We start from the raw sequence: 16,967 nt of genomic DNA on the forward strand, positions 1-16,967 counted from the left end.
GCCCTTTGAAAACCCATTCGTCCGGGGTGCAGGGCATCATGCCCTGCCGGGTTCGGGCAGAGCCCGACCTCTCAGCGCCGTTGCTGCAGGATACAGGCCAGCGTGAACAGCCGCCGGGCCGTTTCCTCATCCATGTCGATCTTGCCGCGCAGGCGTTCGATCATCAGCGCCGCGCCGTCATTATGCAGCCCGCGCCGGCCCATATCGATCGCGCGGATGCGCATCGTATTCCCCTCGGTCACCGCCTGGTCGAAGCTGTCGACCAGCAGGACGTAATCCTTGATCAGGCGGCGGAATGGGGTCAGCGAGACCCGATAGATCCGCAGCGGCACATCCTGCACACTGCGGATATCGAAGATCAGGCCGTTGGTCTGGACCGACAGATGCAGGTTGAACGGCCCGACCAGTCCCTGGGGGACGAAGCGGGCCGTCTGGTGCAGGTCGGCGATCGCCTGGGCGACATCGTTCCGCCGGACCCGGCCGGCCCCCAGCCCATCATCGACGTCATCGAGAATGACATGGGCCAACATGCGCGGCCCAGTGTCTGGGAGCGATGACATGCCAGGCGATGGATGATGGGCCACGGACCTTGTCCCGTTCCTGCCCCGGCGGCCCCGGGGCGGGAGCAGGACCGGGTACGTTATGCTACACCACCGGGGTCAGCAGCGACTGCCCGGCGAACCAGGCGGCGAGGTTGCGAACGACTAGGTCGCCCATTGCCAGACGGGTTTCCACCGTGGCACTGGCGCGATGGGGCTGCAAGGCGACATTGTCCATCGTCTTCAGCGCATCGGGCACATGGGGTTCATGCTGGAACACGTCCAGCCCGGCGCCGCCCAGTGTCCCGGCCTGGAGTGCCGCGACCAGCGCGTCCTCGTCCACCACGGTGCCGCGCGCGACGTTGATCAGCACGCCGTCGGGACCCAGGGCCTCCAGCACCGTCTTGTCGACGATATTGCGCGACTGCGCGCCGCCGGACGCCGCCACGACCAGCACGTCGCTGTCCCGCGCCAGCTCGGTCAGGTCGGCGAAATAGGTATAGCCGCTCTCGGGAATTTCCCGGATATCGTGATAGGCGATCGGCATGTCGAACGCCCGCGCCCGGGCCGCGATCGCGCGCCCGACCTGCCCTAGGCCGAGAATGCCCAGCTTCCGCCCCGTCACCGTATGACCCAGCGCGATCGGGGCCTTGCCCCACGATCCGGCGCGAACATAGCGGTCGCCGGTGCCCAGGCCCCGGCAGGCCATCAGGATCAGGCCCAGCGCCATGTCGGCGACATCGGCGGTCAGCACGCCCGGCGTCGTCGTGACGCGGATGCCGCGCTGGCGCGCCACGTTCAGATCCACCGCGTCGGTCCCGATCCCGTTGATCGCGATGATTCCCAGTTCAGGCAGGGCCGCCATCACATCGGCCGGCACGCCGCTGCCGCCGCCGGTCGCGATGCCGCGGATCGACCCGGCAACGCCCGCCAGCGCCGCGACGTCGGTGAAACGATGCACGGTATAGGCATCGTCGAGGGCCTTCTCGATCTGCGGCATCATCGGCTCGATCAGAAGAATATCGGGTTTCATTCATGTTCTCCGGTTCAGGGCCCGCCATGGGCCCCAATGAGCAGGCGGACTCAGCCGCAGGTCAGCGACAATGTGCCCAGATGCGGGAATGTCGCGCTGACCCGCGTGCCGGGTTCGACGAAAAGGGTGCCGGTGGTCGATCCGGTGGTGACGATGGTGCCGGCGGCCAGTCCCCCGGCATAGCGCGCGGCATGCGCCGCCAGCCACACCAGGGTGCGGATCGGATCGCCGGCCGAATTGCCGCCGACGTGATCGTCCACCACCTTGTCGCCGACCGTCAGGATCACCCGTTCCTCCACCGGTACCAGGGACCGCCAGTCGGTGATCCCCGGGCCGACGAACAGGGCGCCGTGGCTCTGCTGGTCCGCCAGATGGTCCAGCGCGGGCTGGCTGCCGGCGGTGGCGAAGCGCGTATCGATGATTTCGATCGCGGTGTGGACCGACACGATCGCATCACACACCTCCGCGGTCGTATAGGGCGCGTCGCGCGGCGGCAGGCCGTGCCCGAACCGATAGGCGATTTCGGCCTCGACGCCGATCAGCCGGCACAAGCCGGGCGGCAGCACGGTTTCGCCGTCGAACAGGGTCGCGGCCAGGATCGGGGCCGCGAACGGTTCGGAATCCGGCGTGCGGGCGCCGACCTTCCAGCCCGCGATCCGGTCACCCATGGCATGCATGGTCGCATGCTGCACCCGATACGCCACGTCGTCCGAGGGAACCTCGCACCCTTCGGGCACGTGGGCCAGCGGGGGGGCGCCGGCACGGACCCGCAGGAAGGCTTCAGTCAGTTGATCAACCAGTGGGTCGGTGGAAACGGTCACACACATGCTCCTGTGCTGCCCAGGGAAGATGGAATCTTCTGTATTCAAGAAAGAACGAGGACCCACACCCTAGCTATTGATCAGGTCACGCCGGTCCAGCAAATCACGGTCACGCGGTTCGGGGGCGAACAGCGTGGTCACGATCGTGATGGCCGCCAGCACCATCACATACAGTGCCAGCGGCACCCAGGCGATCAGGCCGGGACGGGCCGCACCGGCATCGTGGCTGGTCACCACCGCGATAATCACGGACCCGACCAGCGGCGCGATACCGCCGGACAGCACGGCCGAAACCTCACGCGTCAGGGAAACGCCCAGATACCGATGGCGGGACCCGAACATTTCCGGCAGCAGCGCGCCCTGGGTACCGAACATGCCCCAGGTGGCACAGCCCAGCGCCAGCGACAGCGCCGCGATCGTCAGCGGCAGATAGCCGAAGCTGAGCGCGTACCAGACCGGAAGGGCGGCCAGCATCTGCAGGATGGCGAACCCGCGATAGACGGGAATGCGCCCGAACCGGTCGCTGAGCAGGCCGGCGGCCGGCACCACGAAAGCCCCCACGATCGCGGCGCACAGCAGCGACAGCGCGCCGGTCGCATTGCGCATACCCACGACATTGACCGAATAACTGACGGCCAGGACCTGATAGATCGAAGATCCGCCATTCTCGGCCATGCGCAGGCCCATGCCCAGCAGGATCGTCTTCCACGATTCCCGGACCACTTCGGGCAGGGACATGGCCCGGGCATGTTCCTCTTCCTCGATTTCCGCGAAAGCCGGCGATTCCTTGAGGTTGAATCGCATATAAAGCGCGATGATCAGGATGACGGAACTCAGCAGGAACGGCAGGCGCCACAGCCAGCTCTGCAGTACATTGGTCACGTGGAACAGCAGCGCGAAATAGACGATGGCGGCGATCACGGTCCCGATCTGGATGCCCAGGAACGGCAGGGCGGCATAGAAACCCCGCCTGCCCTTGGGGGCATATTCCGTCATCAGCACGGCCGCACCCGCCTGCTCCGCCCCCGCGCCCAGACCCTGCAACAGGCGCAGCACGATCAGCAGGATCGGCGCCCAGATACCGATGGTCTGATAGGTGGGAACCAGGCCGATGGCGGTGCTGGCACCGCCCATCAGCGTCACCGTCAGCAGCAGGACGAGCTTGCGCCCGAACCGGTCGCCCACCATGCCGAACAGGATTCCGCCGATGGGGCGAACGGCAAACCCCAGGAAATAGGTCGCGAAACTGGCGATCAGCCCGATGCTGGTCCCCTGGTGCGGGAAGAACAGCGGCCCGAAGACCAGGGCCGCCGCCAGGCTGTACAAGGCAAAATCGTAATATTCCAGCGCACTGCCCAGCGAACTGGTCCAGGCCGCGCGGCGCAGGTCGGCCGTGGTGACCTCGGGGCGCGACAGCTCCATCTCGCGGTTCGGCGTGCGGGACCGGCCCGGGGGGACGCCTGCCTGGGCCACCCCGGCGAGAACTGGCTGTTTCATGGCAGGTTGATCCCGATTTCACGTCCGGTGCGGGCGGATTCACGCAGGGCCAGCGCAATACCCAGCGATGCCACACCGTCCTCGCCCGTGGCGGCGGGACGGCCGTCACCATGGATGGCGGCGGTGAACAGGGCGAAGGCGCGATGATAAAGGTTATGATGCTTCAACGGTATGTCATGTTCGCCCTCGCCGTCGCGCACCGATACGGTGCCGATGGGCCGCTGGCTCATGCAATCGCGGCCGATGATGATGCCGCGCTCGCCCATGATCTCCACGCCGCCCGGTGAAAATGGCGTGGTATATCCGCCATGAATCTGCACCAGGACATCGCCGGGAAAGCGCAGGACGGCCATGATGCCGTCCTCGATCCCGTCCTGCGCCAGGCGCCCGCTCTGCGTCATGGCGAAGACGCTGACGGGGTTTTCATCGAACAGGAAACGCAGCGTGTCGATATCGTGGATCGTGCTGTCCAGGATCACCCCGCCACCCTGGTCGTTGACGCGCCATCCCTGCAGCGCGGCGGCCAGGAAATTGGCGTGAAACAACCGGGCCGCGATCAGGCCGCCGATCCGCCCGTCCTCGATCAGGCCATGGATGGCCATGTGGGTCGCGGCATTGCGCAGATGGTGGTTGGTTCCCAGCACGACGTTGGACTGGCGGCAGACGCGCACCATCTCGCTCGCGTCATCGACCGACAGGGCCAGCGGCTTTTCGCACATGACATGCTTGCCCGCCCGCGCGGCGGCGATGGTCTGTTCGAAATGCAGGCGGTTGTTGGTACTGATATAGACCGCGTCGATGTCCGGCCTGGACAGCAGGTCCTGAAGGGACGTCGTGTGATAGGCGATGCCGTTGGCCTCGGCGAACGCCGCACCGCGCCCGGCATCGCTGCTGAGCACTCCGCGCACGTCGCTGCCGGGCTGGGCGCGGATCGCGTCGATGATCCACTCCCGCGCGACGTTGCTTGCCCCTATCAGACCCCATCCGGTCGGATGCGTCATACCGTCCTCCTTCGAGGCACCAGGCCCCGGTCCTTGTTCGTATTATTGATTGTCGTAAAGACCCGGATGAGCGACCGGCAGAATACCGCGCGGCGGAACGGGTCTGTCCGGATGGAACGATGGTCCCTCGGCTTACCCCGCCATGACGGTCGGCTATCCTGACAATCCGCCCCTGCCAGGCAGCGCGTCCGCTGGTCCCGACAGGATACGAGATTCGATCATAGAGGCCATCGTCACCAGCCCCGCAAGAGCGCGCCACCCCCAACCGGTTCACAAATTCGTATTTGTGCAGTGCAAAATTATTCAGTCTTTTTCAGGATGGTATCTGAATCGTATCCAGCGGCACGTCGATGAAGGTCGCCAGGGCCTCCACCACCAGCCGATGGTCCTCGCGCTGCGGCAGGCCGGAGACGCATAGCGTGCCGACCACCCCCACCCCGCGCACGCGCAGGGGGAACGCCCCGCCGAAGGGGGCGTACTCGGCCTCGGGCAGGCCGAACCGCTCGGCGATGGTCTTGCCTTCCTGGAGAAGCTGCAGGCCCACCGCGTACGAGGACCGGTGGAAGCGCGCCGCCACGCGGGCCTTGCGCGCGATCCAACCCAGATTGTCCGGCGTCGCCCCGTCCAGGCTGGCGCTGAACAGCGTGTGGCCACCCCGGCGGATGTCGATCGCGATCGGATGCCGGCGCTCATTGGCTGTCTGGCGCAGCCAGCAGCCCATGATCCACGCGTCTTCCTCGGTCAGGCCCGGCAGGATCAGTTCGCGCTCCTGCCGGGCGATCCGTTCCAGATCGCGCGCCAGCGCCGGATCGTCCGACCTGATAATCCCTGCCCCTGCCTGTTCCGCCATGATGCCTCGTCCTCCGTTCATGCGTTCCCCGATATTCGGCCTGGGGAATGTGAACGGTATCATCGGCCATACGATCCCAATGGGGAATTACTTTATCGTGATTTCGATCCCACCAGCCCGACCGATAAAGGACTGTTTCAAAAGTCCCATTCCTGTGCGGGATACCAACATGACAGATCTTTCGACCCACGATGCGCTGGTCATTCACGGCAAGGGCGACCTGCGGATGGACAGGATCGCGACCCCGCCGCCCGGCCCGGGCGAGGTGCGTGTCCGCATCGCCTGGGGTGGAATATGTGGGTCCGACATGCATTATCTGCGCCATGGCGGGGTCGGCGCGTCGGTCCTGCGGGAACCGATGGTGCTGGGGCACGAGGTCTCGGGCACCGTCGAAGCCTGCGGCCCCGACGTCCACGGATGGCAAGCGGGAGAGCCGGTGGCCATCCATCCGGCCAAACCGTGCGGGACATGCCCCGAATGCCGACGCGGGCTGCATAACCTGTGCCGCAACATGCGGTTCTTCGGCAGCGCGGCCTATCTGCCGCACACGCAGGGCGGATTCCGCCGCACGATGACCGTGGCGGCGTCGCAATTGCACCGCCTGCCGCCTGGGCTGGACCTGCGCCGCGCCGCGCTGGCCGAACCGTTCGCGGTGGCGCTGCACGCGATTGCCCGCGCCGGGTCGTGCGCGGGCAAATCGGTTCTGGTCCAGGGGGCCGGCCCGATCGGGGCGTTGATCGTCGCGGGACTGGCGGTACGGGGCGCCGCGCGGATCGTCGCGGCGGACCTGCATGATTTCCCGCTGTCGGTGGCCCGCCGCCTGGGCGCGACCGAGACGTGGAATACCGGCGCGCCCGCGCCGGACGCCTCCCGCGACGAGGAATTCGACATCGTGTTCGAAGCCACGGGCGTCGTCGCGGCCCTGCCGTTCGCCATCGCCCACACGCGGCGTGGTGGTGTCCTGGTGCAGGTCGGCATGTTTCCGCCCGGGACTATCGAAGTGCCGATGGCGCAGATCATCGCCCGCGAACTGGACCTGCGCGGTACGTTCCGCTTCGACGCCGAATTCGCCGAGGCACTGGATCTGCTGGCCGCCCATCCGCAGATCGCGGACGGGCTGGTGACCCATGAATTCGCGTTCGACGCCTACGCGGCGGCCTTCGACGCATCGTCGAACCGGCAGGCCGCATCCAAGGTCATGCTTGAAATCGGGGGATAGGGATCAGGGGCTTTGCCCCTGTCTTATCACCGAATTGTGATGCAAGGACCGAGGCCCCTGCCCCGTTCGGGCAGGGCCCGAACCGTATTACATTACAGTATCGACTGGGCGCGGCTGAGCACCATGTTGCAGATTTTCTGCGTCATCTGCTGCTTGATACCATGTCCCGCGCCGGCCAGCGAGAACGTGCCGCCATTTCCCGTGTTCAGGATGCCGTTCTGCCCCGCCTGGTACTGGCTGTCGCCCTGGCCGTTGATGCCGGCCTTCTGCCCCAGGCTGCTCATGACCGGAGACGCGGCGCTGGCCCCCAGGTAATTGTTCTGCACGCAGAAGCCCAGAAGACCGGCCAGGTTGCTGGGACCGGCGGACGACACGGACGGCAGGCCCATCATCCCCACGCCACTGCCGCCGCCCATGGCCATGCCGGACATGCTGCCCCCGGGCATGCCGGGCATCGTCGGCATCTGGGCGCGCGCCGCCGAAAGGGAGGCGACGGAGGCCACCGAAAGGGCCGCTGCAAGCGACAGGGTCGCGAAATGACGGGTCATGTTTCGGGTCCTATTCCTGTTGTCGTCGCAAGCATGGGCCGCCATTCTGTCCAGACGATGATGGGCGATATCACATCCGGTCAGAGTGGCGCGTTAAAGACCAACGTATAGTAAAGCTGCCGGACCAACGGGATCAGCACATACTGAATCAGCAGCAACAGGACCAGCGGACTGAAATCCATGTTGCCCATGACCGGCAGGATATTTCGGATCGGCCGCAGGACCGGCTCGGTCAGGCGATTGAGAAAGCGCCCGATGTTCCACACGATCGGGTTGCGCGTGTCCAGGACGCCGAAACCGTAGAGAAAACTGAACACGCAGGAGAGAATGATCACCCACGTATACAGTCTGATGGCTTGAAGCAGCAGGCTGAAGACAAGCGTGAGCAAGATAGCGTTCCCCGTCGGTGGCAGGGCGGAATCCTACCGAAGCCGGACCAGCCGCACAACACCGCCCCCGCCCGCGACGGTGCCCCGCGGACCGACCCGAAACCCCGCCCGGAATCGGGCGCGACCCCGTACCGTCCCCGCTTTGATCGCCGCTTGACAAACGCCGGGCGCCCGTTATTTATCCACCCCGTCAGGCAGTGGGGCTGTAGCTCAGTTGGGAGAGCGCCTCGTTCGCAATGAGGAGGTCAGGGGTTCGATTCCCCTCAGCTCCACCACTGGCCGACAATCTTCACAGAAAATCATTGGAAGATAATTTCTTCTTTTTCTGACGAAAAAGAACGGAGACTATCGTTCCGGGCATCAGCGGGACGCGATGCCTGAAGGACGGTCCATGATATTCTTCATTCTGAAGGCCGCGCTATCCGGCCTCCTGATCGCGCTCGTCTCGACCATCGCGCGGCGTTATCCGGGGCTGGGCGCCCTGGTGGCGTCCCTGCCCCTGATCTCGGTATTCGGCATGATCTGGCTGTGGCTGGAGACAAAGGACCCGGTCCGGATGGAATCCCATGTCGGCGCGACCTTCTGGTACGTGATCCCGTCCCTGCCCATGTTCCTGCTGATTCCGTGGATGATGCGCCATGGCGTGCAGTTCTACATGGCGCTCGGGCTGGGATGCGGCCTGACGGTCCTGCTGTATCTGGGCATGGCGTGGCTGGCCCCGAAGATCGGCGTCAGCCTGTGATGCCGGACCCACTCGAGTTCGGCCCCGTTCCACTTCCCGCGATCGTGATGGCGGCGCATCCTGGCCAATCCGGACCGGACGACCATGTGTCGATGGTCAACCAGGAGGCAGTCATGTCATCCAAAGGCCACCCCCACAAACACACCCCGGGCCGGCACAAGGCCCCGCATTACGGCGCCGCGCATTACGCCAAGAGCTCGACGAAGACCGGCACCGATCGGCTGCTGGACCTCCGCGACACCGACGTGGCCGGCCGCGTCGCCAAACCGGGTGCCCCCCGCGGCAAATAGCCGGGGCAGCAGCACCACCACCCAGCGATCCGGCGTCTCGTCCCGAAGCGGCTACCCGCTTCAGGGGCGGGACGCCGCGCGCCGGCGCGGATGTACCGTCCCGCCCATCATCGACGCGTCCCGGTGCTTTGCGACAAGCTGGCGCAGCGTCCCGGCCATTCCATGCATGACCTGGGTCAGCAGGCCAATGCGACGTCCCATCTCCGACAGGGGATAGCGGTCGAGGCACGACGATATTGTCGCGACACGACTTTCCAGGAGGGCGACGTGCGCCTCCAGGGACTGATTATGGCTATCGTTCATCATGACCCCCCACTGACGCTTATCCTTAATTGGACGGGACACGGTTCTGCCGTGCGGCGTTCAAGGCGACCAAGGCGACCAAGGGGCATCGGGACTGTTCGTCCTCTTTCTTTCAATTACCTTATTGGCATTCATCCATGAATGAATTGCAAGATATTATTTTATGGTGAGTGGGGAATCTTTCGATACCGTGGCACGCGATGAGCGGCGCTTCGCCACAAGACAGTCTGAAACGACTATTCCATGCCTATAAACGGATAAATAACAAAATCATAATGACATATACAATATCATTCAGTTTATATATTTACGTCAGATCATGTCATGTTTCAAATGTAACGCTCGGAATTTCATAATGTAACATGGTTATTGTTTCGAGTATTAAAATCTTTTTTTCTGTTATGGCTTGACTTCATTCCATCATGTCCTGCCGGGACCACCTCCGTTTCGCGCGGTTTGGAGAGAAGCATGCCCACCTCCCCCAAGGCCGCTCTCGCGCTGCAACAAGGAGAAAGTGCCGCTCGCCGGTCTCAGGCGACCGGACCGGCCTTGCCGCTGTTCGGCCATGTCACGCGGCTGATGGGGTTCCGGCTACAGACCGACCTTCACGAATGGGCATCGGAAATCGGCGTCCGCAGACCGACCTTCACGAATGGGCATCGGAAATCGGCGTCCGCCTGCCTCTGGGCACCAAACGGCAGGAACGCATCGACGTGATCGCCCGGCGCGGCATCCTGTTCATCCACGTGCCGAAGAACGCGGGGACCTCGGTTGCCACCGCGCTGTATGGCCGGGCGCTGTCGCATGAATCGATGCGCCTGTTCCTCGACGTCGCGCCGCGTCTGGCCAGGACGCTGCCCAGCGTCGCCATCCTGCGGGACCCGGTGGAACGGTTCGCCTCGGCCTATCGCTATGCGCGCGATGGCGGCAGCCGGCACCGCAACGTCGCACCGCCCTTTCGCGACCGCTATATGCGGTTCGGTTCGGTCGACGACGCGCTGGATCATCTGGAGCAGGCGCGCTCGCTCTATCACATCGACCATATCTTCCGCCCGCAATCCTGGTACATCACGGACCTGCGCGATATCTCGCACCTGCCCGATCGCGTACCGGAACTGCGTACGCTGCGCCTGCCGCATCTGAACGAAAGCCGCTCCTATCCCCTGACCCTGACGGACCGGCAGCAGGAGCGGATCCGCGCTTTCTATCGCGCGGATTTCGCGCTGTTCGACGGGCGATAGTCCCGCTTTCCTCTTCTTTTTCGCAAGACAAAAGAAGATAACACCCTCCATGTCTCCCCATCCGCTGACCCGGGCCCAGGCCCGGCGCATCTGGCTGCACGCCCAACGACTGGACGAACCAGCACCCTTCGGCAGCGGGCCGGACGCCACGCGCCGGGCCGTGGAACATCTGGGCTATGTGCAGATCGATACGATCAACGTCATCGAACGCTGCCATCATCATATCCTGTGGTCACGCATCCCGGATTACCGGCGCGAACATCTGCACCAGGCGCAGAGCATCGACAAGACCGTCTTTGAATACTGGACGCACGCCCTGTCCTACGTTCCCACCCGGGACCTGCGGTTCTTCCTGGCGGATATGCGGCAGAGGCGGCAGTCACCCGGAAGCTGGTTCGATACCGTTACGCCGGAGGATCTGCGCAAGGTCCTGGCCCGCGTACGCCGGGACGGCGCGCTGTCGATCCGCGATATCGACGACGACGTGCTGGTCGAGAAAGATCATGCCTGGGCCAGCCGGAAGCCCTCGAAACGCGCCCTGCAACTGGCCTTCCTGACCGGTGCCCTGGCCGTCAGCGCGCGAGCGGGCATGCTGAAGACCTATGAGCTGACAAACCGCCATTTCGGCTGGGAGACCCCGCCCCGGCCGGTATCGGAACGACGGACCCTGGATTACCTGCTGGACCGCGCCCTGCGGTCACAAGGGGTCGTCAGCCTGGAGTCCATCTGTCACCTGGATGCACCACGCAAGGCCGGTATCCGCCAGGTCATCGAAGACCGGGTGCGCCGGAACCACCTGGTGCCGGTCGCCCTGGAGGATGCGGGCAGGACCGGACACTGGGCCCGCCCCGAGGACCTAGCCCCCCTGCCCCCCATGGACCACGCGCCGGTTCACATCCTGTCCCCCTTCGATCCGCTGATCATCCAGCGCCGGAGACTGCGGCAGATGTTCGGCTACGATCACCGGTTCGAGGCCTATGTGCCCAAGGCAAAACGGGTCTTCGGCTATTTTGCCCTGCCCGTCCTGGTCGGCGACACGATCGTGGCGGCGATCGACCTCAAGGCCGATCGGCGGCGCCGCAGCCTGCAGATTCAGCAATGGACCTGGATCGGTCCCGGTTCGGACGCCCACAAGGGCCGGATCGAAGACATGCTGCACCGGTTCGAACGGTTCCAGTTCCCCACGGAATGACACGCATCGTCAGCACGGCCCGGACGGCGCGCCGTCCGGCATGGGGGCGATCAGGTCGGGGCCGTCATTGCGCACGGAATTGACCCGCGTTCCGACCGGCCAGGCATGCAGCACTGCATCGGGGCTGGGCGCCAGTAGGGTGGACGCGACCATGGGCGGCGCGTGAAACCACATGTCACGATCCTGGTCCGCGATCACGACGGGCATGCGATCGTGGATGGGGCGGGCACTGTCATTGGCGCGCGTGGTGATGATGGCGAAGCTGCGCAGGATATCGCCCTCATGCTCCCAGGATTCCCACACCGCGGCCAGGGCCATCGGGGCGCCGTCGCGCCGCGCGAAGGCATAGGGTTGCCGGGGTGTGGGGCCGGCACGCCATTCGTAATAGGCCGTGGCTGGAACCAAACACCGGCGCGAGCGGAACGCCGCGCGAAACATCCCGGACTCCGCCACGGTTTCGGCACGCGCGTTGATCGGCTGCCGCCCCATCTCATGCGCCCAGTTCGGCACCAATCCCCAAAGCAGAAGGTCCAGACGCAATGTTTCGCTGGCCGGATGGCGGCGAACCACCATCGCGGGCTGTCTGGGCGCGATATTCCATGACGGCATCCATTCCGGCGCCGGTCCGGTGGTCCGGAAGATCCGCTGCATCAGATCCTTCGGCAGGTCGTTGGCGAAACGTCCGCACATGAAACCCGGCTTTCTATCGAAAGAGATAGGTAAAAACCCTGTCCTTGAACCTGCCCCTATGGAAACCCATTCGTCTGGGGTGCAGGGCATCATGCCCTGCCGGGTCCGGGCAGAGCCCGGCCTTTCCCTAAGACGAGGCGTACTCGGCCGTCATCGACCACGATCCACGCCATTCCCCACCCGGCGGGATATGGATCAGGCCCGGCTTTGTATCGAAATCACCTGAAAAATCCACGGGTGTCGCAAACCCGTGCCAGGGTTCGATACACAGGAAATCCGCCCCGGGCTTCATCCAGAGTCCCAGCTCGCGAAAGCCCTGCCATTCCATGGCCAATCCCGTGCCATCCGGCGCACGGAAACGGACCTGGTTGCTGGCCGGCGCATCCAGGATGATGGCATCGTCCGCGAACAGGTCCTCGGACAGATGAAGGGTACGCCCGACGATCGGTGACGCGAAATGTTCCGGCAGCAGCAATCCATTCGCGATCCGGCGGATCGGCGCCGGTTCGGGCCGGTCGAATTCCAGGACATGATCCCGCTTGGCCACGCCTGCGCGCTGCGGCCAGACAAAGGCCGGATGCGCGCCCAGCGAGGCCGGCAGCGTCCGTCCGGTGTCGGGATTCTGCAGCCTGTAGCCGACATGAAGCCTGTCGCCCTCGGCCCGGTATTCCAGCGTCAGGGCAAAGCGAAAGGGAAAGACGGCCTGGCTCTCGGCATCATCCGTCAGGATCAGCGCGCAGCCGTCGGCCTTCCGGTCCAGCCAGCGAAAGGCCCGGTCGCGGGCGAAACCGTGCTGGGTCATGTGAAAGGGGCGGCCGTCGATCCAGGCCGTGTCGTCCTTCAACCGGCCGACGATGGGAAACAGAACCGGCGAATGACGCGGCCATGCCGGCAGGCCCGCCCAGATCCGTTCCTGGCCCGATGCGTCGGTCAGGGATTGAAGTTCCGCCCCGTGTTCGGCGACCCGGACGCTCAACCGGTCGGAGCTGAATACATGATCTGTCATTCCATCCTCCTGCGTGGCGTTCTCCCTTCTTTTTTCTGAAGAAGGAGAACCCCTTCAAAAGGGACGAACAATCACCATGATAACGACGACCATCATCAGCACGGTCGGAATTTCGTTAGCCGCACGGTAAAATTTTTCGGATCGCGTATTACGGTCCTGCTCGAACCCCCGCCGCCAGCCGGCGCAGGCGCCATGAAAACCCGCCAGGCCCAGTACGGCGGCAATTTTGGTGTACCACCAGCCGGCATGCCAATCGACGGTACCCGGCGTCAGCGCCAGCAGGATGCCGAACAGGAAGGTGCAGAGCATGGCGGGCGTCATGATCTGTCGCAGCAGCTTGCGTTCCATCACCTTGAAGCGGGCACTCTCGGCCGATGCAGGGTCCACCTGGCAGTGATAGACGAACAGGCGCGGCAGGTAGAACAGGCCGGCCATCCATGCGATCAGCGACATCACATGCAGCGCCTTGAACCATGCCAGCCAGGGCAGGAAACCCAGGATCAAGACCGTGTTCCGCCTGATGCCTGCGCCGCCAGGATCCGTTCCAGCAACGGCGCGAATTCGGACAGATGCGCGATACGGAACAGCCCCGGCCAGTCGGGCGCCGGCAGGTCCAGCGGGCGCAGCAGCACGCAGGCCATGCCGGCCGCCCGGGCGGCGCTGGCGCCGGTGTCGGTATCTTCCAGGACGATGCATTCGTCCGGGGCAACGCCTTCGATTTCGGCGGCATGCAGGTAGACGGCCGGATCGGGCTTCGGCTTGCCCATGTCGCGCGCCGAGTGAATCCGGTCGGCGACGAAGCGATCCAGCCCGGTCCGGGCGAATTTCACGTCCATCTCAGCGATCGAGGAGTTGGAACCGACCCGCACCGGCAGGTCGAGGCCGATCACCGCCGTCAGCATGCCGTGCGCGCCATCGATGACGCGGGCCTCCCGCTGCATCAGTTCGACCAGCTTCTGCTGCACCACCGCCGCCCAGTCATCGGGCAGCACGCGGCCGGTTTCGGCCTCCATTTCGGTCTTGATCCGCGTCAGGGCCCGTCCGGCCAGGCGTTCCACCGCCGCTTCGTCATCCAGTTCGACGCCGATCTGGCGCAGTTCCCGTGCCACGACACGGCAGGACGGGCCCTCGCTGTCGATCAGCACGCCGTCGCAATCGAAGATGACCAGCCGCAGCCGGCCGTCCGGCCGGACCGACCGGGGCAGCGTCGCCGCGGGCCATGATGTTCCGGGCTCCATGCTCAGACCTCCCTGACGGTGCGCACAAGATCACCGACATGTTCGGGCGGCGTCGGGGGCACCACGCCGTGGCCGAGATTGAAGACGTGCGGCCGCCCTTTCATCGCATCGCGAATGGCGCGGGCTTCCTGCGCCATGGCATCGCCGCCCGCCAGCAGCAGCAGCGGGTCCAGGTTGCCCTGCACCGTCATGCCGGGCGGCAGCAGGCCGGCCATCGCCGCCATGTCGGCGCCGGTATCCAGCGCCATGACACGCAGGCCGGTCTCGCGCGCATATTCCGCCGCCATGATCCCGGCCAGGCGCGGAAAGCCGATGACCGGCACGCCGGGGCGGCGGGCCTGGATCTCCTGCACGATGGCGCGGGTCGGGGCGATGACGTGGCGGCGGAACTGCGCCGGCGGCAGCAGGCCGGACCAGCTGTCGAACAGCATCACGGCCTCGGCCCCCGCGTCGATCTGCGCGACCAGCATGTCGGCGGTGGCCTGGGTCAGCGTCGCCATCAGCCGGTCGAACAGCAGCGGATCGGAATAGGCCATGCCGCGCGTGGCATCGAATTCACGCGAGCCATGGCCCTCGACCATGTAGCACGCCACGGTGAAGGGCGCGCCTGCGAAGCCCAGCAGGGTGACGCGCCCGCCCTGGGCCGCGCCGATCGGATCGGGCCCATCCAGAATCGCGCGCAGGCGGCTCAGGGTTTCCATCACCGGGGCCGTCGCGTCGGGCACGCGCTTCGGGTCCAGCCGCGCCAGGTCGGCCTCGCTGCGGATGGCGCCCAGGATGGGTCCCTTGCCGGCCACGAAATCCAGCGACTGGCCCATCGCCCATGGCAGGATCAAAATGTCGGAAAACAGGATCGCCCCGTCCATGGCGTAGCGCCGGATCGGTTGCAGCGTGATTTCCGTCGCCAGGTCGGGCGTCATGCATCGGGTGATGAAATCGGCCTGGTCGCGCAGGGCACGGAATTCCGGCAGGTACCGTCCGGCCTGACGCATCAGCCAGATCGGCGGGGGCCATACGGCCTCGCCCTGAAGGACCCGCAGAAGGGGTTTGCCTGTATCCGTCATCGCCTGCCCGTCATCGTGGTTTCAGCCATGGTCGTTCGATCCCGTTCACTCACGGGAATATCCCGTACTTTCATCGAGGATGACAGGACCACGCGCCAAGGTCCGGTACGCCGTCACCGGATTTCGGGACCCACCTCTAAACATGAAATAAGAAGAAAGAAATCCTGGAGAGGGAGATAGGGCCTGTGGATGGCGGGGTACCCACGTTTCCAAAAACGTACCCCGTCTTTCCCACAGGGTGTACAGTTTCTATAAGCCTGATCTTCAACCGCTTATCGGAGTTATCCCGAAACTGCCGACAAGGGGCTGTGTACAACCCACCGTGTCGGCGTCCGGGGATGTTGTCCACGGTACTCGGTACGCTCAAGAAGTGTCTGGAGTACTATCCCCATGTACCCCAGTACTCGTTCGGGCCGGACACAGGGTTTCATTTTTCGAGTACGGAGAGCCAGCGCATGAGCGACTCGTCATTAGTACTACCGGGCGGACCTCTACAGGCCGAGTCGCCCCTGATAGTACTGGCCAGCCAGTCCGCCACGCGCCGTATCCTGTTGGAACAGGCGGGATTATGCGTCGAATGCCGCCCCGCCCGCGTGGATGAGGACGGGGTCCGGGAATCGGCCCGGGCGGCGGGCCTGTCGCCCGATTCCTGCGCCCTGCTGCTAGCCGAACTGAAGGGCGGGCGCATTCGCGATCCCGGCTGCGTGGTGATCGGGGCCGACCAGATCCTGTCCTGCGAGGGCGAATGGTTCGAAAAGCCGGCCGACCGCCAGGCCGCGCGGGCGCAGTTATGGCGGCTGCGCGGACGGATGCACGTGCTGCACAGCGCGGTCGTGGTCATGCGCGACGGGCAGGTGATCTGGCGCCACGTCGCGCGGCCCGAACTGACGATGCGCCCGTTTTCCGAAGCGTTCCTGGACGCGTATCTCGACATCGAGGGCGACGCGATCCTGTCCTCGGTCGGAGCCTATCGGTTGGAAGGATGCGGGGTTCACCTGTTCGACGGCATCGTGGGTGAGCACGCCGCCATTCTTGGCCTGCCTCTGCTGCCGCTGCTGGGGTTCCTGCGCCAGCATGGTGTTGTCCTTTCCTGAGACAAGGACACAGCCTGACCTGCCCTTCCAAAAATATCACCCCCGGGGCTTGCCAAGCGTCCGACCCACGGTTATACCCCGCGCACTCGCACGGCGTCGGATGACGGCGCCAGTGCCGGCGGGGCCATAGCTCAGTTGGGAGAGCGCCTGAATGGCATTCAGGAGGTCGTCGGTTCGATTCCGATTGGCTCCACCAGTTCCTCCGCCTGT

The 16,967-nt window shown here is 65.0% G+C and carries 20 protein-coding genes and 2 tRNA genes; 8 read left to right on the forward strand and 14 right to left on the reverse strand.

From position 1 onward, the window contains the following. Positions 1 to 71: 71 nt before the first annotated feature. From GDIA_RS09615 to GDIA_RS09640, 6 genes are all read right to left on the reverse strand, one after another. Complete coding sequence (locus GDIA_RS09615) at positions 72 to 530, reverse strand: UPF0262 family protein (RefSeq protein ID WP_231854226.1); 459 nt, start codon at positions 528 to 530, stop codon at positions 72 to 74. 115 nt (positions 531 to 645) lie between these two features. After that, a complete protein-coding gene (locus tag GDIA_RS09620; protein WP_012224314.1) occupies positions 646 to 1,572 on the reverse strand; it encodes a 2-hydroxyacid dehydrogenase in 927 nt (308 codons plus the stop codon). Between the two features lie 50 nt (positions 1,573 to 1,622). After that, entirely contained in the window at positions 1,623 to 2,399 is a 777-nt protein-coding gene (locus tag GDIA_RS09625) for a 2-keto-4-pentenoate hydratase (protein ID WP_049762906.1), read from the reverse strand. Positions 2,400 to 2,462: 63 nt separating this feature from the next. Further along, positions 2,463 to 3,890: an MFS transporter gene (locus tag GDIA_RS09630; protein WP_012554034.1), complete on the reverse strand. Its 1,428-nt coding sequence runs from the start codon at positions 3,888 to 3,890 to the stop codon at positions 2,463 to 2,465. Continuing rightward, positions 3,887 to 4,891: a Gfo/Idh/MocA family protein gene (locus tag GDIA_RS09635; RefSeq protein WP_012224321.1), complete on the reverse strand. Its 1,005-nt coding sequence runs from the start codon at positions 4,889 to 4,891 to the stop codon at positions 3,887 to 3,889. Before GDIA_RS09635 ends, GDIA_RS09630 begins: the two co-directional genes overlap by 4 nt. A 313-nt stretch (positions 4,892 to 5,204) precedes the next feature. After that, positions 5,205 to 5,762, reverse strand: a complete 558-nt coding sequence (locus tag GDIA_RS09640; protein ID WP_231854227.1) for a heme-degrading domain-containing protein — start codon at positions 5,760 to 5,762, stop codon at positions 5,205 to 5,207. Positions 5,763 to 5,910: 148 nt separating this feature from the next. Between GDIA_RS09640 and GDIA_RS09645 the strand changes: the two genes are divergently transcribed. Next, positions 5,911 to 6,960, forward strand: coding sequence for an L-idonate 5-dehydrogenase (locus GDIA_RS09645; RefSeq protein ID WP_012554035.1), 1,050 nt, complete (start codon positions 5,911 to 5,913; stop codon positions 6,958 to 6,960). 92 nt (positions 6,961 to 7,052) lie between these two features. Here the strand turns inward: GDIA_RS09645 and GDIA_RS09650 are convergent, their stop codons facing one another. Then, positions 7,053 to 7,508: a YjjA family protein gene (locus GDIA_RS09650; protein WP_012554036.1), complete on the reverse strand. Its 456-nt coding sequence runs from the start codon at positions 7,506 to 7,508 to the stop codon at positions 7,053 to 7,055. 80 nt (positions 7,509 to 7,588) lie between these two features. After that, entirely contained in the window at positions 7,589 to 7,897 is a 309-nt protein-coding gene (locus GDIA_RS09655) for a YggT family protein (protein WP_012554037.1), read from the reverse strand. Positions 7,898 to 8,096: 199 nt separating this feature from the next. On the opposite strand from GDIA_RS09655, the gene GDIA_RS09660 reads away from it, so the two are divergent. The 3 genes from GDIA_RS09660 to GDIA_RS19525 all read left to right on the forward strand — a co-directional run bounded on the left by GDIA_RS09660 (position 8,097) and on the right by GDIA_RS19525 (position 8,929). Beyond that, positions 8,097 to 8,172 (forward strand) — tRNA-Ala (locus GDIA_RS09660). Between the two features lie 119 nt (positions 8,173 to 8,291). Continuing rightward, positions 8,292 to 8,639: a DUF3147 family protein gene (locus GDIA_RS09665; RefSeq protein WP_041249704.1), complete on the forward strand. Its 348-nt coding sequence runs from the start codon at positions 8,292 to 8,294 to the stop codon at positions 8,637 to 8,639. A gap of 113 nt (positions 8,640 to 8,752) precedes the next feature. Then, the gene (locus GDIA_RS19525) at positions 8,753 to 8,929 is read left to right on the forward strand and encodes a hypothetical protein (RefSeq protein WP_157864182.1); all 177 of its coding nucleotides are present in this window, start codon (positions 8,753 to 8,755) and stop codon (positions 8,927 to 8,929) included. A 60-nt stretch (positions 8,930 to 8,989) separates the two neighbouring features. On the opposite strand, the gene GDIA_RS19530 is transcribed toward GDIA_RS19525, so the two are convergent. Further along, the gene (locus GDIA_RS19530) at positions 8,990 to 9,130 is read right to left on the reverse strand and encodes a hypothetical protein (RefSeq protein WP_211205820.1); all 141 of its coding nucleotides are present in this window, start codon (positions 9,128 to 9,130) and stop codon (positions 8,990 to 8,992) included. Between the two features lie 713 nt (positions 9,131 to 9,843). Here GDIA_RS19530 and GDIA_RS09680 point away from each other — a divergent pair. Both GDIA_RS09680 and GDIA_RS09685 read left to right on the forward strand, forming a co-directional pair. Further along, positions 9,844 to 10,473, forward strand: a complete 630-nt coding sequence (locus tag GDIA_RS09680) for a sulfotransferase family protein (protein ID WP_012554041.1) — start codon at positions 9,844 to 9,846, stop codon at positions 10,471 to 10,473. A 49-nt stretch (positions 10,474 to 10,522) separates the two neighbouring features. Continuing rightward, positions 10,523 to 11,665, forward strand: coding sequence for a winged helix-turn-helix domain-containing protein (locus GDIA_RS09685; RefSeq protein ID WP_012224341.1), 1,143 nt, complete (start codon positions 10,523 to 10,525; stop codon positions 11,663 to 11,665). Positions 11,666 to 11,674: 9 nt separating this feature from the next. Here the strand turns inward: GDIA_RS09685 and GDIA_RS09690 are convergent, their stop codons facing one another. From GDIA_RS09690 to hemE, 5 genes are all read right to left on the reverse strand, one after another. After that, on the reverse strand, positions 11,675 to 12,355 hold the full coding sequence (locus GDIA_RS09690; RefSeq protein WP_012224342.1) for an SOS response-associated peptidase: 681 nt from the start codon (positions 12,353 to 12,355) through the stop codon (positions 11,675 to 11,677). A 127-nt stretch (positions 12,356 to 12,482) separates the two neighbouring features. Beyond that, positions 12,483 to 13,361 (reverse strand): aldose 1-epimerase family protein, encoded by an 879-nt coding sequence (locus GDIA_RS09695; RefSeq protein ID WP_012224343.1) that lies wholly within the window; start codon positions 13,359 to 13,361, stop codon positions 12,483 to 12,485. Positions 13,362 to 13,415: 54 nt separating this feature from the next. Beyond that, positions 13,416 to 13,814 (reverse strand): protoporphyrinogen oxidase HemJ, encoded by a 399-nt coding sequence (gene hemJ / locus GDIA_RS09700; protein ID WP_231854300.1) that lies wholly within the window; start codon positions 13,812 to 13,814, stop codon positions 13,416 to 13,418. A 47-nt stretch (positions 13,815 to 13,861) separates the two neighbouring features. Further along, positions 13,862 to 14,599 carry an HAD family hydrolase gene (locus tag GDIA_RS09705; RefSeq protein ID WP_012224345.1) on the reverse strand — a complete coding sequence of 246 codons (738 nt, stop codon included), beginning with the start codon at positions 14,597 to 14,599 and terminating at the stop codon, positions 13,862 to 13,864. A gap of 2 nt (positions 14,600 to 14,601) precedes the next feature. Continuing rightward, positions 14,602 to 15,663 carry a uroporphyrinogen decarboxylase gene (gene hemE, locus GDIA_RS09710; protein WP_012224346.1) on the reverse strand — a complete coding sequence of 354 codons (1,062 nt, stop codon included), beginning with the start codon at positions 15,661 to 15,663 and terminating at the stop codon, positions 14,602 to 14,604. A gap of 455 nt (positions 15,664 to 16,118) precedes the next feature. Between hemE and GDIA_RS09715 the strand changes: the two genes are divergently transcribed. After that, entirely contained in the window at positions 16,119 to 16,757 is a 639-nt protein-coding gene (locus GDIA_RS09715; RefSeq protein WP_012554042.1) for a Maf family protein, read from the forward strand. Positions 16,758 to 16,877: 120 nt separating this feature from the next. Further along, positions 16,878 to 16,953: transfer RNA gene (locus GDIA_RS09720), tRNA-Ala, on the forward strand. Positions 16,954 to 16,967 lie beyond the last annotated feature (14 nt).

This window comes from Gluconacetobacter diazotrophicus PA1 5, from assembly GCF_000021325.1.
Taxonomy (GTDB): Bacteria; Pseudomonadota; Alphaproteobacteria; order Acetobacterales; family Acetobacteraceae; genus Gluconacetobacter; species Gluconacetobacter diazotrophicus.